A 24,885-nucleotide genomic window follows, 5' to 3' on the forward strand; every position below is an offset into this window, starting at 1 on the left:
CGCCCGTTAGCGTCCTAACTGGTGAGCCCGGCTGATCGGAACTAGATTTCACACAGCGCCAGTCTGGCACGCATGTCTTCCCTGAAAATGGATGGAGTCGGCTATGAAAAGCAGGTTGCTACGGGTTTTATTGCTGTTGAAAGTGATGGTCATGCTGTCCCTCGGCACCGCAACGGCCTGGGCCGAGTGCGAGGATCACGATTCTCAGGCGTTCAACGGGCAGGTCGGGCACAGCGGCTTGATGCTCGCCAAGTCGGAGTCCGAGCCAGGCGATCAGGGGCAGGGTGGCAGCGCCGATGACGACGACTCGACCACCGACGAGCCGGACACTGACGATCCGGATGAAGAAGGCGACACCCAGACGTAAATCGCAGGCAAAAGAAAACCCCTTCTGCCTCGATTGATGCGCAATCGAGGTGGAAGGGGTTTGCTCAGTAGGCCATCTCTGAATTCAACATCATCCCCTGTGGGAGCGGGCTTGCCCGCGATTGCGGTGTGTCAGTCGATAAATCAGGTGACTGGCACTACGTTATCGCGGGCAAGCCCGCTCCCACAGGGTTTTGCATTTTCCCCAGATATGCTTACGCCGCGCCGTCGAGGAACTGCTCGGCGTAGTGGCAAGCCACCTGCCGGTTGTCCAGCGGACGCAACAACGGCTCTTCCGTGCTGCAACGCTCGGTCGCATACGGGCAGCGCTTGTGGAACGCGCAGCCTGGCGGCGGATTGAGCGGGTTGGGCAGTTCACCGACGATCTTGATTTTCGGCTTGTTCGGGTCCGGGTGAATGGTCGGGGTCGCCGACAACAACGCCTGGGTGTACGGGTGCAACGGACGTTCGTAGATGTCGTTCTTCGGACCCATTTCTACCGGGCGCCCGAGGTACATCACCATCACGTCATCGGCCACGTGTTGCACCACCGCGAGGTTGTGCGAGATGAACACGTAGGCGGTGTTGAACTCCTGCTGCAGATCCATGAACAGGTTGAGCACCTGCGCCTGAATCGACACGTCGAGCGCCGAGGTCGGTTCGTCTGCCACCAGCACTTTCGGCTGCAACATCATTGCCCTTGCCAGCGCGATACGCTGACGCTGACCACCCGAGAACATGTGCGGATAGCGCTGATAGTGCTCAGGACGCAAGCCGACCTGCTTCATCATCGCCTGGACTTTCTCGCGACGTTCAGCAGCGGAAAGATTGGTGTTGATCAGCAGCGGTTCGCCGAGCTGGTCACCGACTTTCTGCCGTGGGTTCAACGACGCGTACGGGCTCTGAAACACCATCTGCACGTCTTTGCGCAGTTGCTTGCGCTGGGCCTTGTCGGCGCCGGCGACTTCCTGGCCGGCGATTTTCAAGGAGCCGGAGGACGGATCTTCAATCAGCGTCAGCGCGCGGGCCAGAGTGGATTTGCCGCAGCCCGATTCGCCTACAACGGCGAGGGTCTTGCCGGCTTCCAGTTCGAATGACACGCCGTTCAGTGCGCGTACGGTCGCATGGCCCTTGAACAGGCCACGGGAGACTTCGTAGTGACGGGTCAGGTCGCGGGCGGTAAGTACGACGGCCATTACGCCACCTCCTGGTTCAACGGGTAGAAGCAGCGGGCGAGGCTGTGGGCTTTCGGATCAAGGCCTGGACGCTGCGCGCGGCAGCTGTCCTGCACATACGGGCAGCGCGGCGACAGCAGGCAGCCTTGCGGACGGTCGTAACGACCCGGGACGATGCCCGGCAGGGTGGCCAGACGCGTAGCGCCGAGGCTGTGCTCGGGAATCGCCTTGAGCAACGCTTCGCTGTACGGGTGCGCCGGGATGTCGAACAGTTGCGGCACCTGACCGACTTCAACGGCTTGGCCGGCGTACATCACACAAACGCGTTGAGCGGTTTCCGCCACGACCGCGAGGTCGTGAGTGATCAGCACCAGGCCCATGTTCTGTTCTTTCTGCAACGCCAGCAGCAGATCCATGATCTGTGCCTGAATCGTCACGTCGAGTGCAGTGGTCGGTTCGTCAGCGATCAGCAGTTTCGGCTCGCCGGCAATTGCCATGGCGATCGCAACACGCTGGCTCATACCGCCAGACAGTTGATGCGGGTAGGCATCCATACGGCTGGCGGCGCCGGGGATTTCGACTTTTTCCAGCAGTTCGATCGCACGTTTGCGCGCTTGCTTGCCGGACATTTTCAGGTGCAGGCGCAGGACTTCTTCGATCTGAAAACCGACGGTGTAGCTCGGGTTCAGCGCGGTCATCGGGTCCTGAAAGACCATCGACAGGTCTTTGCCGACGATTTGCCGACGCTGACGGTTGCTCAGTTTGAGCATGTCTTTGCCGTCGAAGCTGAGCGAGTCGGCGGTAACGATGCCCGGATGCTCGATCAGGCCCATCAGCGCCATCATGGTCACGGATTTACCCGAACCCGACTCGCCCACGATGGCCAGCACTTCGCCTTTGTCGACTTTCAGGTCGAGGCCATCGACCACCGGTGTAGCGTTTTTGTCGCCGAAGCGAACGTTGAGATTCTTGATTTCTAGCAGTGACATAGGAATCTCCTCAGGCGGCGTTCTTGAGTTTCGGGTCCAGCGCATCGCGCAGGCCGTCGCCCATCAAGTTGATTGCCAGCACGCTGAGCAAAATGGTCAAACCAGGCAGACTTACCACCCACCAGGCGCGTTCGATGTAGTCGCGGGCCGAGGCCAGCATGGTGCCCCACTCAGGGGTTGGCGGTTGTACGCCAAGACCAAGGAAGCCCAGCGCAGCGGCATCGAGAATCGCCGAGGAGAAGCTCAAGGTTGCCTGCACGATCAGCGGCGCCATGCAGTTCGGCAGCACGGTGATGAACATCAGACGTGGCAGACCGGCACCGGCCAGGCGCGCGGCGGTCACGTAGTCGCGGTTCAGTTCGCCCATCACGGCGGCACGGGTCAGACGCACGTAGGACGGCAGCGAAACCACGGCGATAGCGATCACGGTGTTGATCAGGCCAGGGCCGAGGATGGCGACAATCGCCACAGCCAGCAGCAGCGACGGCAGGGCCAGCATGATGTCCATCAGACGCATGATGGTCGGGCCGATCATCTTCGGGAAGAAACCGGCGAACAGACCGAGCAGGATCCCCGGAATCAGCGACATCACCACCGACGACAAGCCGATCAGCAGCGACAGGCGCGAACCCTGGATCAGGCGCGACAGCAAGTCACGACCCAGTTCATCGGTGCCGAGCAGGAATTGCATCTGCCCGCCTTCCAGCCACGCCGGCGGCGTCAGCAGGAAGTCGCGGTATTGCTCGCTCGGGTTGTGCGGGGCGACCCACGGCGCGAACAGCGCGCAGAAAACCACCAGCAACATGAACAGCAGACCGGCAACCGCGCCTTTGTTCTTGGAGAAGGCTTGCCAGAATTCTTTGTACGGAGACGGGTACAGCAGGCTTTGATCCGCGTTGGTGGCGGACGTCGCTACTGAGGAAGTTGGAGTGCTCATTGGATTGGACCTCAGCGCTGATGACGGATGCGTGGGTTGGCAAAGCCGTAGAGGATGTCCACTACGAAGTTGACCAGAATCACCAGGCAGGCGATTAACAGGATGCCGTTTTGCACAACCGGGTAGTCCCGGGCGCCGATGGCTTCGATCAGCCATTTACCGATGCCGGGCCAGGAGAAAATGGTTTCGGTCAGAACCGCACCGGCCAGCAATGTGCCGACTTGCAGACCGACCACGGTGAGTACCGGAATCAGTGCGTTACGCAAACCGTGAACAAACACCACGCGCGACGGCGACAGGCCTTTGGCCTTGGCGGTGCGGATATAGTCTTCGCGCAGCACTTCGAGCATCGACGAACGGGTCATCCGCGCGATCACCGCCAGCGGAATGGTGCCGAGCACGATGGCCGGCAGGATCAGGTGATGCAGGGCATCGAAGAACGCACCGACGTCATCGGCCAGCAGCGTGTCGATCAGCATGAAACCGGTGCGCGGTTCGATGTCGTAAAGCAGGTCGATGCGCCCGGAAACCGGGGTCCAGCCCAGGCTCACCGAGAAGAACATGATGAGGATCAGGCCCCACCAGAAGATCGGCATCGAATACCCCGCCAGGGAGATGCCCATCACCCCGTGGTCGAACAGGGATCCTCGCTTGAGTGCCGCGATCACCCCGGCCAGAAGCCCGAGAATGCCGGCGAACAGCAGGGCGGCCATGGACAGTTCCAGGGTCGCCGGGAAGAGAGAGGTGAACTCGGTCCAGACGCTTTCACGCGTACGCAGTGATTCGCCGAGGTCGCCTTGAGCCAGTTTGCCGATGTAGTCCAGATACTGGGCATACAGCGGCTTGTTCAGACCTAGGCGTTCCATTGCCTGAGCGTGCATTTCGGGGTCGACCCGACGTTCGCCCATCATCACTTCCACGGGGTCGCCCGGAATCATGCGAATCAACGCGAAAGTCAGCAAGGTGATGCCGAAAAACGTGGGGATCAACAACCCCAGTCGGCGGGCAATAAAACTAAACATCTTGTGTGGTACCTCATCAGCCGGTTAGGCGTGCCCGGCGTCCCTGGGGTCAGGGATACCGGGCGTTTCTTATCTACTTCACCTGGGTAGTGGCGAAGTTATTAGTGGTGAGAGGGCTGATGTGATAGCCCTCTACGTTGTTGCGCATTGCGGTAAACATCCTGGTGTGGGCCATGCTGATCCATGGCTGATCCTGATTAAACAGCACTTGCGCCTGTTCGTAGAGCGCGGCGCGTTCGGCCGGATCTACTTTAGCCCGTGCTTCATCCAGCAGTGCCTGGAATTTCTCGTTGCACCAGCGTGCATAGTTCTCGCCGTTCTTGGCCGCTTCACAACTGAGCATAGGCGTCAGGAAGTTATCCGGGTCACCGTTGTCGCCCGCCCATCCGGCAGACACCATGTCGTGCTCGCCGTTCTTGGCGCGTTTAAGCATTTCGCCCCATTCCATCACGCGGATGTCGATCTTGATCCCGACTTTCGCCAGGTCAGCCTGCATCATTTGCGCGCCCAGCATCGGGTTCGGGTTGGTCGGGCCACCGCCGTTACGGGTAAACAGGGTAAACACGGTGCCATCCGGCACCCCGGCTTCCTTGAGCAGCGCGCGAGCCTTGTCGAGGTCGCGTGGCGGGTTCTTCAGGTCGTGGTTGTAACCGAGCAACGTCGGCGGGTACGGGTTGACCGCCACCGAGGCGTTGCCTTTGCCGAACAGCGCGTTGACGTAGGCTTCCTTGTCGAAGGCGATATCGATGGCCTTACGTACGCGCACGTCGCTCATGTATTTGTGCTGGGTGTTCATGGCGATGTACGAGACGGTCATCGCGTCCAGTTCGTCGACTTTCAGGTTGCTGTCTTTCTTGATGCTCGGGATGTCATCCGGTTTCGGATACAGCGCGATCTGGCACTCGTTGGCCTTGAGCTTTTGCAGGCGCACGTTGTTATCGGTGGCGATGGCCAGGATCAACGCGTCAGCCGGTGGCTTGCCACGGAAATAGTCCGGGTTGGCCTTGAAGCGCACCTGAGCGTCTTTTGCGTAACGCTGGAAGATGAACGGGCCGGTGCCGACAGGCTTGTTGTTGAGGTCGCCGGTCTTGTTGGCCTTGAGCAACTGGTCGGCGTATTCGGCCGGGTAGATCGAGGAGAACGCCATCGCGATGTCGGCCAGGAACGGCGCTTCGCGGCGGGTCAGGGTGAACTTGACCGTGTTGTCGTCGACTTTTTCTACGCTTTTGAGCAGCTCCTTGAAGCCCATGCTCTCAAAGTACGGGAAGCCCACGCTCGACAGTTTGTGCCACGGGTGATTCGGGTCCAGCTGACGCTGGAAGCTCCAGACCACGTCATCGGCATTCATGTCGCGGGTCGGCTTGAAGTATTCGGTGGTGTGAAACTTGACGCCTTTGCGCAGGTGGAACGTGTACGTCAGGCCGTCTTCGCTGATGTCCCAGGACTCGGCGAGCGCCGGGATCACTTCAGTGCTGCCAGGCTTGAAATCGGCCAGGCGATTGAAGATGGTTTCGGCCACCGCATCGGCCGTGACTGCAGTTGTGTACTGGACCATATCGAAGCCTTCCGGACTGGCTTCGGTGCAGACCACCAAGGGTTTGGCCGAGACGCCGACAGCGACACTCAGCAACGCAGCCGCAATGGCCGCACGTAGGGGAAGCATTTTCATCGATAACCCTCTGCAATCGGTTGAAGACAAAAAGCCGAACGGCCGACTCGTCATGAGTCCGCCGTCGGCTGGCGTTTTTACAGGATGTTGAACGGAATCGTGGTCACGAGACGGAACTCGTTGATGCTGCCGTCAGCCTGGTTTTCGCTGGCGCGGTGGGTGGTGTAGGTGCCACGAATGGTGGTCGCCTTGAGCGGGCCGCTTTGTACGGCATAGGTCGCGCCGACGCCGTATTCATAGTGGTGCTCGCCGTCCATCGCTTGCACGCCGTCGTAGCCGCCACCCTTGTAGTGAGTGCCGTCGATGCCCCAGCCGCGCGCTTGGTAGATGTTGAACTTCAGGCCCGGTACGCCGTATTCGGCCATGTTGATGCCGTAGGAAATCTGGAAGGATTTCTCGTTCGGGCCGTTGAAGTCCGAGAGCAGGGAGTTGGCCAGGTAGATACCGTTGGTTTCGTGCAGGTAGTCGAAGTACTCGTTACCGTTCACTTCCTGATACGAGAAGGTCAGGGTGTGGGCCAGGTGAGTCAGGCCGAACGACAGCGAGTAGGTGTCGTTGTCGATCTCGCCCAGCAGCTTTTTACCTTCGTCGACGGTCTTGTAGTAGTTCAGGCCGGTGGTCAGGCTCAGCACGGAGCTATCACCCAGTACGTGGGTGGCGCCGAAGTAATACTGGTTCCACAGGTCTTCAGCCTGAGTGCCCCACAGGCTGGTGGTCAGGCTGGCGAACGGCTGGTACGAGATACCGGCGGTGTTCACGTGGTCGGCTTCAGCGTCGATGCTGCCGTATTCGGAGCGGAATTTGCTGAGGCTTTCTTCGGTACGTGGCGAGACGCGGTCGAAAGTGGCCAGGTCGAAGGACAGATTGTTCAGTTCTTCGCTGTGGATCGCGATCCCTTCGAAGCTCGAAGGCAGCGGACGGTTGCCGATCACATCGACTTGCGGGCTGCTGAAGTTCATGCGGCCGGCGGTCAGGGTGGTGTTGGAGATACGCGCCTTGACGTTGGCCAGACCCAGTTTGCTCCATTGACCGACAGCGTCACCGCCTTCACGGGTCAGGGTACGGTTGTTGCCCGCGCCCGGACGGGTGCCCGGTGCGCCGCCGTTGTTGGAAGCGAGGTTCTCGCGATCACGCTCCAGCGCGATGGCGTTGTACGCAGCCACTTCGGTGCTGAAGCCGACAGTACCTTCGGTGAAACCCGAGTTGTACTTGATGATCGTGCCTTGCACCCAGTTGATACGGCGGTCGGTTTCCGCCGATTGGCCGCTTTTGCGGTAAGCGAACTTGCCGCCACGCTTGAGTTGCTCGTTGGCGTACCAGTTACGGGTCGAACCGCTGATCGATTGACCTTCGAGGAAGCCAGTGGCCTCCGCTTGGGCACTTTTCTCGTTGACGGACACCGGGGTGAACGCCTGGCTTTGGGTTTCCGCGTAAGCCGTGGCGGTGATGCTGCTGATGGCCAAGGCCAGTATCGCGGTGCTGCTCAGTTTCATGGGTGAAGCTCCTTTACTTTCTTTTTATGCCGGCTTTTTTTGGTATGCCGGTTATTGGTTTAGAACTCATTCACACATCGCAAACGTTTGCAAAAGGCCAAATCGGCGAATTTCGGCAAAGCGCTTGCGTGAGGGGATAGACAGCTCCCCTCAGCGTTGCGGCTAATCGGTTGGTTTAATCGATACTGACGCCCGAGAACACGTTGCGGCCGAACGGGCTGACTTTGAACCCTTCGACTTTGGTGTTTAACGGTTGGTTGACCGTCGAGTGAGCGACAGGCGTGATCGGCACTTGCTGTTTAAGCAACTGCTGGGCCTGTTTATAGAGCACGGTGCGCTGGTCACGGTCGGTGACGACCTTGGCCTCTTTGATCAGCTTGTCGTAAGCCGGATCGCACCACATGGAGTAGTTGTTGCCGCCGATGGCATCGCAGCTGTACAGCGTGCCCAGCCAGTTGTCCGGGTCACCATTGTCACCGGTCCAACCGATCAGGCTGATGTCGTGCTCGCCATTTTTGGTGCGCTTGATGTACTCGCCCCATTCATAGCTGACGATCTTCACTTTCAGACCGATCTTGGCCCAGTCCGCCTGGAGCATTTCGGCCATCAACTTGGCGTTCGGGTTGTACGGGCGCTGCACCGGCATCGCCCACAAAGTGATCTCGGTGCCTTCCTTGACGCCGGCAGCCTTGAGCAACTCTTTGGCTTTTTCCGGGTTGTAGGCGGCGTCCTTGATAGTGTCGTCGTAGGACCACTGGGTCGGCGGCATGGCGTTGACGGCCAGTTGGCCGGCGCCTTGATAAACAGCGTTGAGAATCCCTTGTTTATTCACCGCCATGTCCAGCGCCTGACGCACTTCGAGCTGGTCGAATGGCTTGTGCCGCACGTTGTAGGCGATGTAGCCGAGGTTGAAACCGGGCTTGGTGATCAGTTGCAGTTTCGGGTCATTCTTCAACGCTTCAACATCGGCAGGGCGCGGATGCAGGGTGATCTGGCACTCATTGGCCTTGAGTTTCTGCACACGGACCGAAGCGTCGGTGTTGATCGCGAAAATCAGGTTGTCGAGTTTGACCCGGCTCGGGTCCCAGTAATGTTTATTACCGGTGTAACGGATGTTCGAGTCTTTCTGATAACTCTTGAACACAAACGGTCCGGTGCCAATCGGCTTCTGGTTAATGTCGCTCGGCTTGCCGTCAGTCAGCAACTTGTCGGCGTATTCGGCGGACAGGATGGCGGCGAAGCTCATGGCGAGGTTCTGAATAAACGCGGCGTCGACGCTGTTTAGCGTGAATTCAACAGTCAGCGGCCCGGTCTTTTCGACCTTGGCGATGTTCTTGTTCAGGCTCATCCCGTTGAAGTATGGGAATTCGGTCGGATAAGCCTTACGGAATGGCTGCTGTGCATCAAGCATGCGGTTAAACGTAAACAGCACGTCGTCGGCGTTGAAATCGCGACTTGGCTTGAAATACGGCGTTGTATGAAATTTCACACCTTCACGCAGGTGAAAGGTGTACTTGAGACCATCCTCGGAAATATCCCACGTGGTGGCCAGACCCGGTACGACATTGGTCGCGCCTTTTTCGAACTCGACCAGACGGTTGTAGATCGGTTCGGCGGCGTCGTTATCGGTCGCTGTCGTGTACTGCGCGGTATCGAAACCCGCCGGGCTGCCTTCGGAGCAGAACACCAGGCTTTTGCTGGCGGCGAAACTGGCGGACGAAGCGGCCAACAGGCCGGCGCCCAGCAATGCGGAAAAAACCAAGGTATGGCGCATGACGCTCCCTCTTTTTTAGTGTTGTTCAATGCGCCGCAGTCTCGTCCAGAGACGTAGTGACGCATCGAGCTCAATCCAGTACGTACGGCAAACCGGAGGCCCACGCAGAAACTGGTCAGAACCGACGGTAGTGGCCGTTGGTCTGGCAGTAAATGCGTAATTGCCTTAAACATCGTAGGAAAAGTCGACGCGTCCTATTCCTCAGCAGTAATCCACTGCGGAACTGGATGTAAGAAAATTCCTAACTTCCCGGCAAAACAAAGCGGCGGCAACGTTCGAAACGTTGCCGCCGCAGTGCTTTATTTGCTGACGCTGACGCCGTAGAAGGAGTTCAAGCCGAATGGGCTGATCTTGAAGTCCTGCACGTTGGCGCGCATGGGTTGGTACACCGTCGAGTGAGCGATAGGTGTCATAGGGACTGCATCTTTGAGGACGTGTTGCGCCTCTTTGTACAGTTCGGTGCGCTTACCTTGGTCGGTTGTGCGCTTGGCTTCTTTGACGAGGCCGTCGAACTTCTTGTCGCACCACTTGGAGAAGTTGTTGCCGCTGAGCGAGTCGCAGCCGAACAGCACGTTCAGCCAGTTGTCCGGGTCACCGTTATCACCGCTCCAGCCAATGATCATGGCCTGGTTCTCGCCACCCTTGGAGCGCTTGATGTACTCGCCCCACTCATAGCTGGTGATTTTCACTTTCAAGCCGATCTTGGCCCAGTCGGACTGGAGCATTTCGGCCATCAGTTTGGCGTTCGGGTTGTATGGACGCTGAACCGGCATCGCCCACAGAACGATCTCGGTACCTTCCTTGACGCCGGCTTCCTTGAGCAGCTGTTTGGCTTTTTCAGGGTCGTACTTGGCGTCTTTGATGGTGGTGTCGTAAGACCACTGGGTCGGCGGCATGGCGTTAACGGCCAGTTGGCCTGCGCCCTGATAAACCGAGTCGATGATCTGTGGCTTGTTCACAGCCATGTCCAGCGCCTGACGGACGCGCAGGTCAGCCAGCGGGTTGGCCTCGTTGCTGCCCTTGACCTTGTCCATCACGTTGTAGGCGATGTAGCCGAGGTTGAAGCCAGCCTGGTCAGGCATCTTCAGGGCTTTGTCTTCTTTGAGTGCCTTCAGATCGGCCGGACGCGGGAACAGGGTGACCTGGCACTCGTTCTTTTTCAGCTTCTGAATACGCACCGACGGGTCGGTGGTGATGGCGAAGATCAGGTTGTCGATCTTCACATCTTCAGGCTTCCAGTAGTCCTTGTTCCCGGTGTAGCGGATGTTGGAGTCTTTCTGGTAGCTCTTGAACACGAACGGGCCAGTGCCGATCGGCTTCTGGTTGATGTCGGCAGCCTTGCCTTCCTTGAGCAGCTGGGCAGCGTACTCGGCGGACTGTACCGACGCGAAGCTCATGGCCATGTTCTGGATGAACGCGGCGTCGACTTCTTTCAGGGTGAACTTGACGGTGTGCTCGTCGACTTTATCGATCTTGGTGATGTTGGTGTCCATCCCCATGTCGGTGAAGTACGGGAATTCGGTCGGGTACGCCTTACGGAACGGGTCATCCTTGTTAATCATGCGATTGAAGGTGAACAGCACGTCGTCGGCGTTGAACTCACGAGTCGGTTTGAAATACGGGGTGGTGTGGAACTTGACGCCTTCACGCAGGTGGAAGGTGTAAGTCAGGCCATCATCGGAAATGTCCCACTTGGTCGCCAGACCAGGAATCACGGCGGTGCCGCCGCGCTCGAACTGGGTCAGACGGTTGAACATGGTTTCGGCTGAGGCGTCGAAGTCGGTTCCGGTGGTGTACTGGCCTGGGTCGAAACCGGCCGGGCTGCCTTCGGAGCAGAACACCAGGTTAGTCGCAGCGGATGCGAAAGGTGCGGAGGCTAACAAGCCTGCGCCGACTAAAAACGGAATGACCGCGTGTTTAAGCATGTTGGCCTCATGATTTGTTGTCATTTTTTAGTTGTGAGGTACGACCTCGTGAGTCGTGCCTGCGGATACTTATGCAGGGGCCATACCCATTGCAAGATCCAGAACGACTGCCGGCCTCAAACCGTGGCACGAACGTACCTTAATGTCGCATCTGTATAACTTCTGACGCATTTGACCGTTTGCGAGTGGTTTTTACGGTGCAAATGAAGCCCCAAAACGGTGCGCTGGTCACGTTGTGCGCGCCGCCTTGGGGCTTGGTGTTACTTATTTATACCCACGCCATAGAAGGGCGTTAGACCGAAAGGGCTGATACGGAAATCAGTGACTTCCTTGCGCAGTGGCTGGAACACCGTGGAGTTGGCAATCGGTGTGATCGGCACCTGCTGTTTAAGGATCAGTTGCGCCTGTTGATACAGTTTTACCCGTTGCTGTTTGTCAGTGGACAGCTTGGCTTGTTGCACCAGTTTGTCGTAGGCCGGATCGCACCATTTGGCATAGTTGCTGCCTTTCACCGCCGCGCAGCTGTAGAGCACGCCAAGCCAGTTGTCCGGGTCACCGTTGTCACCGGTCCAGCCATAGATCATGGCGTCGTGTTCGCCATTTTTCGCGCGCTTGATGTACTCGCCCCATTCATAGCTGACGATGTTGGCCTTGATGCCGATTTTCTCCCAGTCCTGCTGAATCATCTGCGCCGACATGCGCGCATTCGGGTTCGACGCGCGTTGCACTGTCATTGCCCAAAGGTTGATGGTTGTACCCGGCGCAACCCCTGCTTCTTTCAGTAGCACCTTGGCTTTTACCGGATCGTAGGGAGCGTCCTTGATGTTCGGGTCATAGGACCATTGCGCCGGCGGCAAAGCGTTTTGCGCTAATTGCCCGGCACTCTGGTAGACGGCTTTGATGATCGCCGGTTTGTCGATGGCCATGTCCAGTGCCTGTCGCACCTTCAACTGATCGAGCGGTGGATGAGTGGTGTTGTAGGCGAGGAAGCCGAGGTTGAACCCGGCTTGTTTGAGCACGCGCAGATTCGGGTCTTTCTCCATCACTTCGATGTCGGCGGGGCGCGGATAGCCGCTGACCTGGCATTCGCCGGCCTTGAGTTTTTGCAGGCGCACGGCGGCATCCGGGGTGATGGAGAAGATCAGGTTGTCGATCTTCACGTCTTCGGGTTTCCAGTAGGCCGTGTTGGCGGCGTAGCGGATTTGTGAGTCCTTCTGATAGCGCTTGAACACGAACGGGCCGGTGCCGATCGGCTTCTGGTTGAGGTCGGCGGCTTTGCCTTCCTTCAGCAGTTGCGCGGCGTATTCGGCCGATTGCACCGAGGCGAAGCTCATGGCGAGGTTTTGCACGAACGCGGCGTCGACGTTGTTGAGGTTGAAGCGCACTGTCTGGTCGTCGAGTTTTTCTACCGATTTGATCGTGGTGTTCAGGCCCATGTCGGTGAAGTACGGGGATTCGGCGGGGTAGGCCTTGCGGAAGGCGTTGTCCGTGTCGAGCAGGCGCTGGAAGGTGAAGAGGACGTCGTCGGCGTTGAAATCGCGGGTGGGTTTGAAGTAGTCGGTGGTGTGGAATTTTACGTTTTGGCGCAGGTGGAAGGTGTATTGCAGGCCATCCGGGGAGACGTCCCATTTTGTCGCCAGGCCGGGTTCGATGTCGGTGCCGCCGCGCTGGAATTGGGTGAGGCGGTTGAAGACGGTTTCGGCGGAGGCGTCGAAGTCGGTGCCGCTGGTGTATTGGCTGGGGTCGAAGCCGGCGGGGCTGGCTTCGGAGCAGTAGACGAGGGTGGTGGCGGCGTTGGCGATTGGGGCTATGGCTGTTAGGGCGAGGGAGATTAATAGTGGTTTTAGCGTGGATCTTGGCATGGGGTACCCGGGGGAATCGGCGGTGGTTGTTGGTTGAGGTTAGCGGGGATTTGGGGATGTTCGGAAATATCGTTTTTTCTGTTGGAGTGTCTATCTCGGTATATGTAGGGGCTTTTTCGGGTACATATCCGTTGCTGCGGTTACGGCCGCTTAGGGTTCCGCCCTTACGGCGGGTCACTTTTTCCAGACGCCGAAAAAGTAACCAAAAAGGCTTGCTCCTACGTGCGGCCCGCTCGCTGGGGCTCGGGGTTCCTTCGCTGCGGGATCGATCCGGGCGCAGCGCCTCCGGTTTGCTTCGCTGCACCTCCTCTCGCTGTGTTCGACTTCGTCGAACGGTCGCTACGCTCCCACGCCCGGATCCATCCCTCCGCTCAGCCTTCCGACGTCGCCCGTGGATCAAGATCAAGAGCTGCAGCCGAGCTTGCGCTCATCCTGCGAGTGGTGCGGCTGCGCCGCGGGTTTTGTGTAGGAGCTGCCGCAGGCTCGGGCCGCGATCGGACGATCTTTTGATCTTGCTTGTGGTTTTGAAAGATCAACGTCAAAAGATCGCAGCCTTCGGCAGCTCCACAGGGGTGGGGTGTTTAAAAGGGTTTTGGAATAGGTGAACCTTCCCACAAGGTTTTCAGGTTGTCCGTCGGACGTGGGCGCTCTAGGCTTCGGTTGTCGCTGAAGACTCAGCGAACGGGTGTGAGAACCTGGGAAAAATTAGTGATTCGGTCCCTGTATCCGCATAATTGCCGCCAGCTTATTCGCTGTCTGCAAATGCGCTATGGCGGCTGTGTGTGGGCAGGCTTCGGTCTGGCCGGTTTTCCTATTTTTCCGGTTTCTCACCCCGCACATAGCTGCCACCCACTTCGCCGCGTGAGAAACGGCAAGGGCTGGCTCCCATTTGCAAAATAGGGTTTCCAATGACTAAGCCAGTTCCCGATCCACCCCTCGAATCCACAACCCCGCTCGAAGACGCCATCCGCGTCGACGATCAGATCAAGAACCGCGAAGCGATCAAGCGCGCGCTGGATTTCTACCTCAGCCCCGAACCCAGTAAACCGCGATCCCCCTCCGCGATGTTTCTTGTCCACCCGAACATCGACACGGAAAGTCTGCTCGCGCATGCCTGCGAATCGCTGGCTTCGGCGAATGTCATGGCGGGTGATTTCGCTGATCAGCTCAGCCGCCCGCAACGCAGCACGGCGTTGGCGATTCAGCAGATTGTGATGCTGGCGGAGTTGGCGGTGAACCGGGCGCTGGATCGGGTTGATCCGCGTACCTGATTCGTCGGGATACCGCGTCATCGTTCATCGCGGGCAAGCCCGCTCCCATAGGGTTATATGCAATTTTCAAAACACCGCAGAACCTGTGGGAGCTGGCTTGCCAGCGATGGCGGCAGATCATTCACCCCAAAATTCGGGCACAAAAAAACCGGCGATCATTCACTGATCGCCGGTCTTTCATTCAGCCCACGTCACATCACTGCATCAACACTTCAATCGAGCCATCGGCCGTCATGCTGACCTGGCTGGTGCCCGCTTCAACTTCAGGCGTCACCGGCGCCGAGTCCATGGCCGCCGCTTTCATCATCATCGGTGCGCGCAGGTACGGTTGTGGATAACCGTTGCTGTTGAGGTTCAGGTTGACGATTTTGTAGCCTTTGCCGCCCAGTGCATCGGTGGCCAATTGGGCGCGGGCCTTGAAGGCGCTCACGGCTTCTTTGAGCAACTGGTCTTCACTGGATTTGCGGGTCGGGTCGGCGATGGCGAAGTCCATGCCACCCATTTTCAGGTCACCCAACAGTTCGCCGGTGAGTTTGGACAGGGCGGCGAAGTCGGAGCTTTCCAGGCGCAGCTCGGCGCGTTCGCGCCAGCCGGTGATCTTCTGACCTTTAGTGTCGTAGATCGGGTAACTGTTGCGGCTGCCCTGGCGCAGGGTGATGTCTTTGACTTGCTTGGCTTGGGCCAGGGCCTTGTTCATGGTGGTGCTGACGTCGGCGGCGAGTTTGGCCGGGTCGGTATTTTGCTCTTCGGTGTAGAGAGTGACGATCATCAGATCGCGGGCGACTTCCTGGCTGACTTCGGCGCGCAGGGAGATCTGGTTGTAGTGCAGCTCATCGGCGGCCAGGGCCGGAAGGCTGGCGATGCTGCCGACGGTCAGGGCGAGAAAGGCGGCGCTGCGGCGAAAGGTGTGCATGAAGGCTCCTTGATGAGGGCGCAGGTGATGGTTCGGGGGCCTGCGTGAAACCATCAGACTCTATAAAGCAGCTTCAAGTTGCAAGCGTCGAGCTGCAAGCCAAAAGCTTTTACTTATAGCTTGTAGCTGGAAACTTGCAGCTTCCGGGCTGTGGTCGTTTGCCGCACTTTCGCCTCTCGGGCGCGTGGCTTGGTTATACTCCGTGCGATCCGCCTGGAGCGCTCATCAGGAGAGCTCATGCTCGCCCCCGTACAACTGACTTCCGCCACTCGCCAGAACCTCTGGCGGCTGACCTTCATCCGCACGCTGGTGCTTGCCGCGCAGGCCGGTTCCGTGGGCCTGGCTTACTGGCTGCAATTGTTGCCGTTGCCGTGGGTGCAGCTGGCGATGACTCTCGGCTGCTCGACGCTGCTCTGCGTATTTACCGCCGTGCGTTTGCGCACCTCGTGGCCGGTGACTGAGCTTGAATATGCGCTGCAACTGGCCTGCGACCTGGTGATCCACAGTGCGCTGTTGTATTTCTCCGGTGGTTCGACCAACCCGTTCGTTTCCTATTATCTGGTGCCGCTGACCATCGCTGCGGTGACGCTGCCGTGGCGCTATTCGGTGATTCTGTCCGGTATCGCGCTGGCGCTGTATACGGTGATGCTGACGCGGTTCTATCCGCTGGAAACCTTGCCGGTCGCCCGCGAAAACCTGCAGATCTACGGCATGTGGCTGAGCTTTGCCCTGGCCGCTGCGGTGATCACGTTTTTCGCCGCGCGGATGGCTGAAGAGCTGCGCCGTCAGGAAGAATTGCGCGCGATCCGCCGCGAAGAAGGTCTGCGCGATCAGCAATTGCTGGCCGTCGCCACCCAGGCCGCCGGCGCCGCCCATGAGCTGGGCACACCGCTGGCGACCATGAGCGTGTTGCTCAAGGAAATGCAGCAGGATCATCCCGACCCGATGCTGCAGGACGATCTGAAGGTGCTGCAGGATCAGGTCAAACTCTGCAAAGAAACCTTGCAGCAGTTGGTGCGTGCCGCCGAAGCCAATCGTCGTCTGGCCGTCGAGATGCAGGACGTCACCGACTGGCTCGACGAAGCGCTCAACCGCTGGCACCTGATGCGCCCGGAAGCCAGCTATCGCTTCCATCGCCTCGGCCAAGGCACCGTGCCGCGCATGGCGCCGCCGCCGGATCTGACGCAGGCACTGTTGAATCTGCTCAACAACGCTGCCGATGCCTGCCCGGAAAATCTCCAGGTCACGCTCGACTGGGATGCGGAAAACCTGACCATCAGTATTCGTGACCACGGCGCCGGTGTGCCGCTGGCCATCGCCGAGCAGATCGGCAAACCGTTTTTTACCACCAAGGGCAAAGGTTTCGGCCTGGGCCTGTTTTTGAGCAAGGCCAGCGTGACACGCGCCGGCGGCTCAGTGAAACTCTATAGTCATGAGGAAGGCGGCACGCTCACCGAGCTGCGCCTGCCCCATGGCGCCCGAGGAGACCAACATGAGTGACGAAATCCAAGTCGAAGGCGAAGAACTGCCGCATTTGCTGCTGGTCGACGACGACGCAACGTTCACCCGCGTCATGGCCCGTGCCATGGCTCGCCGTGGCTTTCGCGTCAGCACCGCCGGTTCCGCTGAAGAAGGCCTGACCATCGCCCAGGCCGATCTGCCGGACTACGCCGCGCTCGACCTGAAAATGGACGGCGATTCCGGCCTGGTGCTGCTGCCCAAGCTGCTGGAGCTTGACCCGGAAATGCGCGTGGTGATCCTCACCGGATACTCGAGCATTGCCACCGCTGTCGAAGCGATCAAGCGTGGCGCCTGCAACTACCTGTGCAAACCGGCCGACGCCGACGACGTGCTGGCCGCGCTGCTGTCCGAGCACGCCGACCTCGACAGTCTGGTGCCGGAAAACCCGATGTCGGTCGATCGCCTGCAGTGGGAACACATCCAGCGCGTGCTCACTGAACACGAAGGCAACATCTCCGCCACTGCCCGCGCCCTGGGCATGCACCGCCGCACCTTGCAGCGCAAACTGCAGAAGCGCCCGGTTCGTCGCTGAACCTGCGCTGAACGACTATCGCCAGCCCTCGCGATAAAACGCACCGATCTACTATGATCGGTGCGTGTCTGTTCTTTTCTATATCGAGCCTTATCCATGAATCAGAACGCTGAATATTCCGCGGTCAACGATGCTGTGCGCGGGCAGTTTTTTCGCAAGGTGTGGGCGATGACCACGCCCTACTGGCGCAGCGAAGAGAAGGGCAAGGCCTGGACATTGCTGATTGCCGTGATCGCGCTGTCGTTGTTCAGCGTGGCGATTTCGGTATGGATCAACAGTTGGTACAAAGACTTCTACAACGCGTTGCAGAAGAAAGACGAGGCGGCGTTCTGGCAGTTGATCCTGTATTTCTGCGGCATCGCCACGGTTGCGATCCTCGGTGCGGTGTATCGTCTGTACCTGACGCAGATGCTGACCATCCGCTGGCGCGCGTGGTTGACCGAGACCCACTTCAAGCGCTGGCTCGGCAACAAAAACTACTATCAGCTGGAGCAGGGCGGTTACACCGATAACCCTGACCAGCGGATTTCCGAAGACCTCAACACCTTTACCGCCAACACCCTGAGCCTGGGCCTTGGGCTGATCCGCACGGTGGTCAGTCTGGTGTCGTTCTCGATCATTCTGTGGGGCGTGTCGGGCAGCATCGAGGTCTTCGGCATCGAGATTCCCGGCTACATGTTCTGGTGTGCGCTGATTTATGCCGCTGTCGGTAGCTGGCTGACGCACCTGATCGGTCGTCGTTTGATCGGCCTGAACAACCAACAACAACGTTTCGAAGCTGACCTGCGTTTCTCCATGGTTCGCGTGCGTGAGAACGCCGAAAGCATTGCGCTGTACAACGGCGAGCCGAACGAAAATCGCCGCTTGAGCAATCGTTTCGGGCTGGTCTGGCACAACTTCTGGGACATTATGCGCGTGTCCAAGCGTCTGACGTTCTTCACTTCCGGTTACGGCCAGATCGCAATCATCTTCCCGTTCATTGTTGCGGCGCCGCGTTATCTGGCGGGCAAGATCGAACTGGGCGAGCTGATGCAAATCAACTCGGCGTTCGGCAACGTGCAGGAAAACTTCAGCTGGTTCATCAGCGCGTATTCGGACCTCGCGGCGTGGCGCGCCACCTGTGATCGTCTGCTCAGTTTCCGCCAGGCGATGACCGATAACGAAGAGCGCACGCCGGCCATCGACGTGCAGAATCAGGGCAGCGCGTTGAAGGTGCACAACCTCGGACTGGATCTGGCCGACGGTCGTCATTTGTTGACCAATGCCGACATGATCGTGGAACCGGGTGAGCGGGTCATGCTCAGCGGCCGCTCCGGCAGCGGCAAATCGACGCTGCTGCGGGCGATGGGGCATTTGTGGCCGGCGGGCCACGGCAACATTCGTCTGCCAGCAGCGCGTTACCTGTTCCTGCCGCAGAAACCTTATCTGCCGATCGGCACCCTGCGCGAGGCGCTGAGTTATCCACAACCGGGCGACACCTACGCGCCGGAACGTTATGCACAAGTGCTGGAAACCTGCCGCCTGCCGCATCTGGTCGCGCGGCTGGACGAGGCCAATCACTGGCAGCGCATGCTCTCGCCGGGTGAGCAGCAACGACTGGCCTTCGCCCGCGCAATGCTTTATGCGCCGCAGTGGTTGTATATGGACGAAGCCACGTCGGCGATGGATGAGGAAGACGAGGCAACGTTGTATCAAGCATTGATCGATCAGTTGCCGGGGCTGAGCATTGTCAGCGTCGGCCATCGCAGCAGCCTGAAACGCTTCCATCCTCGGCATGTGCGGATCGACAGCGGTCATCTGGTGGAGCAAACCGTAACCGCCTGATCAACACCATCCCATGTGGGTGCTGGCTTGCCAGCGATGGCGTTGGTTCAGTCGACATTTTCATCGACTGGTATGGCCCCATCGCTGGCAAGCCAGCTCCCACAGGTTTTGTATGGAAATGGAAAGTGATCGTACAACCCGCTTGAGCTATCATGCCCACAAGCCGAATTTTCGAGACAAGATGCAGACCATGGAAAACCTGATCGACACCCCGCGTCTCCCGCGCAAGCGCCGCAGCCTGGCCCAGGAACTGGTGACGGTGCTGAGCGAGCAGATCCGCGACGGCTTGCTCAAGCGCGGTGACAAACTGCCGACCGAGTCGGCGATCATGGAAGCCCATGGCGTCAGCCGCACCGTGGTGCGCGAGGCGATTTCCCGTTTGCAGGCGGCCGGCCAGGTGGAAACGCGCCACGGCATCGGCACCTTCGTTCTCGACACGCCGAGCCCGAGCGGTTTCCGCATCGACCCGGCCACCGTCGTCACCCTGCGTGACGTGCTGGCGATTCTCGAATTGCGCATCAGCCTTGAAGTGGAATCCGCCGGCCTCGCCGCGCAACGTCGCAGCCCCGAGCAACTGGCAACCATGCGTGCCGCCCTCGATGCGCTGAACGACAGTGTTTCCCATGCCAGTGATGCAGTCGCATCGGACTTCGCTTTCCACCTGGAAATCGCGCTGTCCACAGGCAACCGTTATTTCACCGATATCATGACCCACCTGGGCACCAGCATCATTCCGCGTACACGGCTGAATTCCGCGCGACTGGCCCATGATGATCAGCAGCACTACATGAACCGCCTGAGCCGCGAGCACGAAGAAATCTACGAAGCGATTGCCCGTCAGGATTCCGATGCGGCCCGCGCGGCGATGCGTCTGCACCTGACCAATAGCCGCGAAAGACTGCGCCATGCTCATGAAGAGGCGCAGGCGCAGGGTTGATGAGTGTTTTATAGGTTGGCGCACCGCTTCAACGAACGGTGTTAGCCGATATCAGGCTTCGATTTTCAGCCGCAACGGCGCCGAATACGGCTCCATACTCGACTCATCCTGAAACTTGTAGCGCAGTTCGATGGTGGTATTCAGGAAGGGCAGCAGTGCTTCTTTCGGAATCTGCAGTTCGATGCCCATGAGCTTTTCCATCTCGTCTTCAGCGTCGTCCCAAGTCCCGGTGTCGACTTCTTCGCCGGCCCATTCGGGTTGCTCGGGGTCGTTCCCAAGAATCGCGTAAACGCTCCAGTTCGACGCAAAGTCGCTGGAGTCCGGAACGCGCACGATCAGGATGTCAGGCAGGAGCGATAGCTGCAGGGTGGTCTCTTCAGATTGCAGGGACGACAGTTGCGCGAGGGTCGGGGCGGCGTAATTCATCAACATTTCGTTCTCCTTCGAAAGGTCCGCCACGATCCTTCGTGGCAGTCGTCACACCTTACCCGGCGTGTTACAGGCGCTCAGTAAACGAATCTTGACCAGACATTTCCGAGATTCAGCCCAGTACTACGGGCCTTTGCGCCGATTGCTCGCGCGTTTTAAACACAATTGTCCGACAAAAAAACACTCTCAACGATGAAATGCAGTTGACGGTTATCTTTTAAGTTGTACGATGACCTACAACTTCAGCGAAGGCTGAACGGACCAATCACAAAAAACGTTGCTACCAGGGTGTTCGAATAATGAATCCACAAGAACTGAAGTCCATCCTCTCTGCCGGCCTGCTGTCTTTCCCGGTGACCGATTTCAACGCGCAGGGCGATTTCAACCGCGCGGGCTACATCAAACGCCTGGAATGGCTGGCTCCGTATGGCGCTTCAGCCTTGTTCGCCGCCGGTGGCACTGGTGAGTTCTTCTCCCTGGCCGCCAGCGAATACTCGGAAATCATCAAGACTGCCGTCGACACCTGTGAAACCAGCGTGCCGATTCTGGCCGGTGTCGGCGGTTCGACCCGTCAGGCCATCGAATACGCACAAGAAGCCGAGCGTCTGGGCGCCAAAGGTCTGTTGCTGTTGCCGCACTACCTGACCGAAGCGAGCCAGGACGGTGTTGCCGCTCACGTTGAAGCCGTGTGTAAATCGGTCAACATCGGCGTGGTCGTTTACAACCGCAACGTTTGCCGCCTCAACGCGCCGCTGCTGGAGCGTCTGGCCGAGCGCTGCCCGAACCTGATCGGTTACAAGGACGGTCTGGGTGATATCGAGTTGATGGTGTCGATCCGTCGCCGCCTCGGTGATCGCTTCAGCTACCTGGGTGGTCTGCCGACCGCCGAAGTTTACGCCGCTGCCTACAAGGCGCTGGGCGTGCCGGTCTACTCCTCGGCAGTGTTCAACTTCATCCCGAAAACCGCGATGGACTTCTACCACGCGATCGCCCGCGAAGATCACGCCACCGTCGGCAAGATCATCGACGACTTCTTCCTGCCGTACCTGGATATCCGTAACCGCAAGGCCGGCTATGCCGTGAGCATCGTCAAGGCAGGCGCAAAAATCGCTGGCTACGACGCGGGTCCTGTACGTGCACCGCTGACCGACCTGACCGGCGAAGAGTACGAAATGCTCGCCGCGCTGATCGACAAGCAAGGTGCGCAGTAACACCCGACAAAAACGCGGCCGCTGAGTAATCAGCGGCTTTTTGCGTAAAGGCTTTTAGTTTTGAGGGCTGCTCTGTGACAACTGCAAAACGCTACGACAACTATATCAACGGTGAATGGGTTGCCGGTGCCGACTACTCGGCCAACATCAACCCGTCCGAACTGAGCGACACCATCGGCGATTACGCCAAGGCTGATCTGACTCAGGTTCACGCCGCCATCGACGCCGCTCGCGCAGCATTCCCGGCGTATTCGACTTCGGGCATTCAGGCTCGTCACGATTCGCTGGATAAAGTCGGCACGGAAATCCTCGCCCGCCGCGAAGAACTCGGCACCCTGCTGGCCCGGGAAGAGGGCAAGACCCTGCCTGAAGCCATCGGTGAAGTGACCCGCGCCGGCAACATCTTCAAGTTCTTCGCCGGTGAATGCCTGCGTCTGTCCGGCGACTACGTGCCGTCCGTGCGCCCGGGCGTCAACGTTGAAGTGACCCGCGAAGCACTGGGCGTGGTTGGTCTGATCACCCCGTGGAACTTCCCGATCGCGATTCCGGCGTGGAAAATTGCCCCGGCCCTGGCCTACGGCAACTGCGTGGTGTTGAAACCTGCGGATCTGGTTCCGGGCTGCGCCTGGGCGCTGGCGGAAATCATTTCCCGCGCAGGCTTCCCGGCCGGCGTGTTCAACCTGGTGATGGGCAGCGGTCGTGTGGTTGGCGATGCGCTGGTGCAGAGCCCGAAAGTCGACGGCATCAGCTTCACCGGTTCGGTGGGTGTGGGGCGGCAGATCGCGGTCAACTGCGTGTCGCGCCAGGCCAAGGTTCAGCTGGAAATGGGTGGCAAGAACCCGCAGATCATTCTCGACGACGCCGACCTCAAGCAAGCGGTCGAGCTGTCTGTACAGAGCGCGTTCTACTCCACCGGCCAGCGTTGCACAGCGTCGAGCCGTTTGATTGTTACTGCGGGCATTCACGACAAGTTCGTTGAAGCGATGGCCGAGCGCATGAAGTCGATCAAGGTCGGCCACGCTCTGAAATCCGGCACCGACATCGGTCCAGTGGTTTCCCAGGCGCAGCTTGAGCAGGACATGAAGTACATCGACATCGGCCAGTCCGAAGGTGCACGTCTGGTCAGCGGCGGTGGTGTGGTGACCTGCGACACCGAAGGCTACTTCCTCGCGCCAACGCTGTTTGCCGACAGCGAAGCGTCGATGCGCATCAGCCGTGAAGAGATCTTTGGCCCGGTGGCCAACATTGTTCGCGTGGCCGACTACGATGCGGCGCTGGCGATGGCCAACGACACCGAATTCGGTCTGTCGGCGGGTATCGCGACCACTTCGCTGAAGTACGCCAACCACTTCAAACGCCATTCGCAAGCCGGGATGGTCATGGTCAACCTGCCGACCGCTGGCGTCGATTACCACGTTCCGTTCGGTGGCCGTAAGGGTTCATCCTATGGCTCACGTGAGCAAGGTCGCTATGCGCAAGAGTTCTACACGGTCGTGAAGACCAGCTACATCGGTTCCTGATACACGCAATACCCCTGTAGGAGCTGCCGAAGGCTGCGATCTTTAAGATCAAGATCAAGAGATCGCAGCCTTCGGCAGCTCCTACAGGGAATACCAAAGAAGATTCACCCGCGCATAAAAATAATCAGTGGGAGTACATCTACATGCAATCGTCCAAGCCGACTCACGTCCGCTATTTGATCCTGCTCATGCTGTTTCTGGTGACCACGATCAACTACGCCGACCGTGCCACGATCGCCATCGCCGGCTCCAGCCTGCAAAAAGATCTGGGCATCGACGCGGTCACCCTCGGCTATATCTTCTCCGCATTCGGTTGGGCCTACGTGGCCGGGCAAATCCCCGGCGGCTGGCTGCTCGATCGCTTCGGCTCGAAAAAAGTCTATGCCCTGAGCATTTTCACCTGGTCGCTGTTCACCGTGCTGCAAGGCTTTGTCGGTGAGTTCGGCATGTCCACCGCCATCGTTGCGCTGTTCATGCTGCGCTTCCTCGTCGGTCTGGCTGAAGCGCCTTCGTTCCCCGGTAACGCGCGCATCGTGGCCGCTTGGTTCCCGACCGCTGAACGCGGTACCGCCTCGGCGATCTTCAACTCGGCGCAATACTTTGCCACCGTGTTGTTCGCACCGCTGATGGGCTGGATCGTTTACTCCTTTGGCTGGGAGCACGTGTTTATCGTCATGGGCCTGTTCGGTATCGTCTTCTCGGGCATCTGGCTGAAGGTTATCCACAGCCCGCGCCAACACCCGATGGCCAACGAAGCCGAAGTGCAGTTCATTGCCGACAACGGCGGCATGGTCGACATGGACGTGAAGAAGGGCAAAAAGGCTGACGGCCCGAAATGGGATTACATCCGTCAGTTGCTGACCAATCGCATGATGCTCGGCGTGTATCTGGGCCAGTACTGCATCAACGGCATCACTTACTTCTTCCTGACCTGGTTCCCGGTGTACCTGGTGCAAGAGCGTGGCATGACCATTCTCAAGGCCGGTTTCATCGCTTCGCTGCCAGCAATCTGCGGCTTTATCGGTGGTGTACTCGGCGGGGTGATTTCCGACTACCTGCTGCGCAAGGGCCATTCGCTGACCTTCGCCCGTAAAGCACCGATCATTGCCGGCCTGCTGGTTTCCAGCAGCATCGTTGCCTGCAACTATGTTGAAGTGGAATGGATGGTCGTCGGCTTCATGGCCCTGGCCTTCTTCGGCAAAGGCGTTGGCGCACTCGGTTGGGCGGTGGTCTCCGACACCTCGCCGAAACAGATCGCCGGTCTGAGCGGTGGCCTGTTCAACACCTTCGGCAACATCGCTTCGATCACCACGCCGATCGTGATTGGCTACATCATCAGCTCCACCGGTTCGTTCAAATGGGCGCTGGTGTTCGTCGGTGCCAACGCACTGGTCGCGGTGTTCAGCTATCTGGTCATCGTTGGCCCGATCAAGCGTGTGGTCCTCAAAGAGCCGCCAACCAACGGCGGTACTGAAGCCACCGGTAAATTGTCTCAAGCGCATTCCTGAGGAGCGG

The 24,885-nt window shown here is 59.0% G+C and carries 20 protein-coding genes; 9 read left to right on the top strand and 11 right to left on the bottom strand.

Going from position 1 to position 24,885, the window contains the following annotated elements; genetic code table 11:
• The first annotated feature begins 103 nt into the window (after positions 1-103).
• Positions 104-367, top strand: coding sequence for a hypothetical protein (locus EJA71_RS21730; RefSeq protein ID WP_158959596.1), 264 nt, complete (start codon positions 104-106; stop codon positions 365-367).
• 214 nt (positions 368-581) lie between these two features.
• On the opposite strand, the gene EJA71_RS21735 is transcribed toward EJA71_RS21730, so the two are convergent.
• From EJA71_RS21735 to EJA71_RS21775, 9 genes are all read right to left on the bottom strand, one after another.
• On the bottom strand, positions 582-1,562 hold the full coding sequence (locus EJA71_RS21735; RefSeq protein WP_064387908.1) for a peptide ABC transporter ATP-binding protein: 981 nt from the start codon (positions 1,560-1,562) through the stop codon (positions 582-584).
• Positions 1,562-2,530, bottom strand: a complete 969-nt coding sequence (locus EJA71_RS21740; protein ID WP_105705439.1) for an ABC transporter ATP-binding protein — start codon at positions 2,528-2,530, stop codon at positions 1,562-1,564. Before EJA71_RS21740 ends, EJA71_RS21735 begins: the two co-directional genes overlap by 1 nt.
• 10 nt (positions 2,531-2,540) lie before the next feature.
• Positions 2,541-3,467, bottom strand: a complete 927-nt coding sequence (locus EJA71_RS21745; protein WP_122595180.1) for an ABC transporter permease subunit — start codon at positions 3,465-3,467, stop codon at positions 2,541-2,543.
• A gap of 11 nt (positions 3,468-3,478) precedes the next feature.
• Entirely contained in the window at positions 3,479-4,489 is a 1,011-nt protein-coding gene (locus tag EJA71_RS21750; protein ID WP_007917620.1) for an ABC transporter permease subunit, read from the bottom strand.
• Between the two features lie 73 nt (positions 4,490-4,562).
• Complete coding sequence (locus EJA71_RS21755; RefSeq protein WP_158959597.1) at positions 4,563-6,158, bottom strand: ABC transporter substrate-binding protein; 1,596 nt, start codon at positions 6,156-6,158, stop codon at positions 4,563-4,565.
• Between the two features lie 77 nt (positions 6,159-6,235).
• Entirely contained in the window at positions 6,236-7,651 is a 1,416-nt protein-coding gene (locus EJA71_RS21760; RefSeq protein WP_158959598.1) for an OprD family porin, read from the bottom strand.
• Positions 7,652-7,826: 175 nt separating this feature from the next.
• Positions 7,827-9,425, bottom strand: coding sequence for an ABC transporter substrate-binding protein (locus tag EJA71_RS21765; protein WP_158959599.1), 1,599 nt, complete (start codon positions 9,423-9,425; stop codon positions 7,827-7,829).
• A gap of 299 nt (positions 9,426-9,724) precedes the next feature.
• Positions 9,725-11,350 (bottom strand): ABC transporter substrate-binding protein, encoded by a 1,626-nt coding sequence (locus EJA71_RS21770; RefSeq protein WP_158959600.1) that lies wholly within the window; start codon positions 11,348-11,350, stop codon positions 9,725-9,727.
• 260 nt (positions 11,351-11,610) lie between these two features.
• Positions 11,611-13,212, bottom strand: coding sequence for an ABC transporter substrate-binding protein (locus EJA71_RS21775; protein WP_158959601.1), 1,602 nt, complete (start codon positions 13,210-13,212; stop codon positions 11,611-11,613).
• Positions 13,213-14,120: 908 nt separating this feature from the next.
• On the opposite strand from EJA71_RS21775, the gene EJA71_RS21780 reads away from it, so the two are divergent.
• A complete protein-coding gene (locus EJA71_RS21780; RefSeq protein WP_158959602.1) occupies positions 14,121-14,483 on the top strand; it encodes a DUF6124 family protein in 363 nt (120 codons plus the stop codon).
• Between the two features lie 196 nt (positions 14,484-14,679).
• Here EJA71_RS21780 and EJA71_RS21785 read toward each other — a convergent pair whose 3' ends face one another.
• Positions 14,680-15,396 (bottom strand): SIMPL domain-containing protein, encoded by a 717-nt coding sequence (locus tag EJA71_RS21785; RefSeq protein ID WP_158959603.1) that lies wholly within the window; start codon positions 15,394-15,396, stop codon positions 14,680-14,682.
• Positions 15,397-15,633: 237 nt separating this feature from the next.
• Here EJA71_RS21785 and EJA71_RS21790 point away from each other — a divergent pair, with 237 nt between their 5' ends.
• The 4 genes from EJA71_RS21790 to EJA71_RS21805 all read left to right on the top strand — a co-directional run bounded on the left by EJA71_RS21790 (position 15,634) and on the right by EJA71_RS21805 (position 20,210).
• Complete coding sequence (locus EJA71_RS21790; RefSeq protein WP_064119338.1) at positions 15,634-16,896, top strand: ATP-binding protein; 1,263 nt, start codon at positions 15,634-15,636, stop codon at positions 16,894-16,896.
• Positions 16,889-17,449, top strand: coding sequence for a response regulator transcription factor (locus tag EJA71_RS21795; protein WP_003221630.1), 561 nt, complete (start codon positions 16,889-16,891; stop codon positions 17,447-17,449). The genes EJA71_RS21790 and EJA71_RS21795 overlap by 8 nt, the downstream gene beginning before the upstream one ends.
• Before the next feature lie 96 nt (positions 17,450-17,545).
• Positions 17,546-19,273, top strand: coding sequence for an ABC transporter ATP-binding protein/permease (locus EJA71_RS21800; RefSeq protein WP_158959604.1), 1,728 nt, complete (start codon positions 17,546-17,548; stop codon positions 19,271-19,273).
• Positions 19,274-19,463: 190 nt separating this feature from the next.
• Complete coding sequence (locus tag EJA71_RS21805) at positions 19,464-20,210, top strand: FadR/GntR family transcriptional regulator (protein ID WP_178113736.1); 747 nt, start codon at positions 19,464-19,466, stop codon at positions 20,208-20,210.
• Between the two features lie 51 nt (positions 20,211-20,261).
• On the opposite strand, the gene EJA71_RS21810 is transcribed toward EJA71_RS21805, so the two are convergent.
• The gene (locus EJA71_RS21810; RefSeq protein WP_158959606.1) at positions 20,262-20,642 is read right to left on the bottom strand and encodes a hypothetical protein; all 381 of its coding nucleotides are present in this window, start codon (positions 20,640-20,642) and stop codon (positions 20,262-20,264) included.
• A gap of 296 nt (positions 20,643-20,938) precedes the next feature.
• On the opposite strand from EJA71_RS21810, the gene kdgD reads away from it, so the two are divergent.
• The 3 genes from kdgD to EJA71_RS21825 all read left to right on the top strand — a co-directional run bounded on the left by kdgD (position 20,939) and on the right by EJA71_RS21825 (position 24,878).
• Positions 20,939-21,850, top strand: coding sequence for a 5-dehydro-4-deoxyglucarate dehydratase (kdgD, locus tag EJA71_RS21815; RefSeq protein ID WP_093435890.1), 912 nt, complete (start codon positions 20,939-20,941; stop codon positions 21,848-21,850).
• Positions 21,851-21,924: 74 nt separating this feature from the next.
• A complete protein-coding gene (locus EJA71_RS21820) occupies positions 21,925-23,370 on the top strand; it encodes an aldehyde dehydrogenase family protein (RefSeq protein WP_158959607.1) in 1,446 nt (481 codons plus the stop codon).
• 143 nt (positions 23,371-23,513) lie between these two features.
• A complete protein-coding gene (locus EJA71_RS21825) occupies positions 23,514-24,878 on the top strand; it encodes an MFS transporter (protein WP_158959608.1) in 1,365 nt (454 codons plus the stop codon).
• The last annotated feature ends 7 nt before the right edge of the window (positions 24,879-24,885 follow it).

The sequence above is a fragment of the Pseudomonas sp. PB106 genome (assembly GCF_009764645.1).
Lineage (GTDB): Bacteria > Pseudomonadota > Gammaproteobacteria > Pseudomonadales > Pseudomonadaceae > Aquipseudomonas.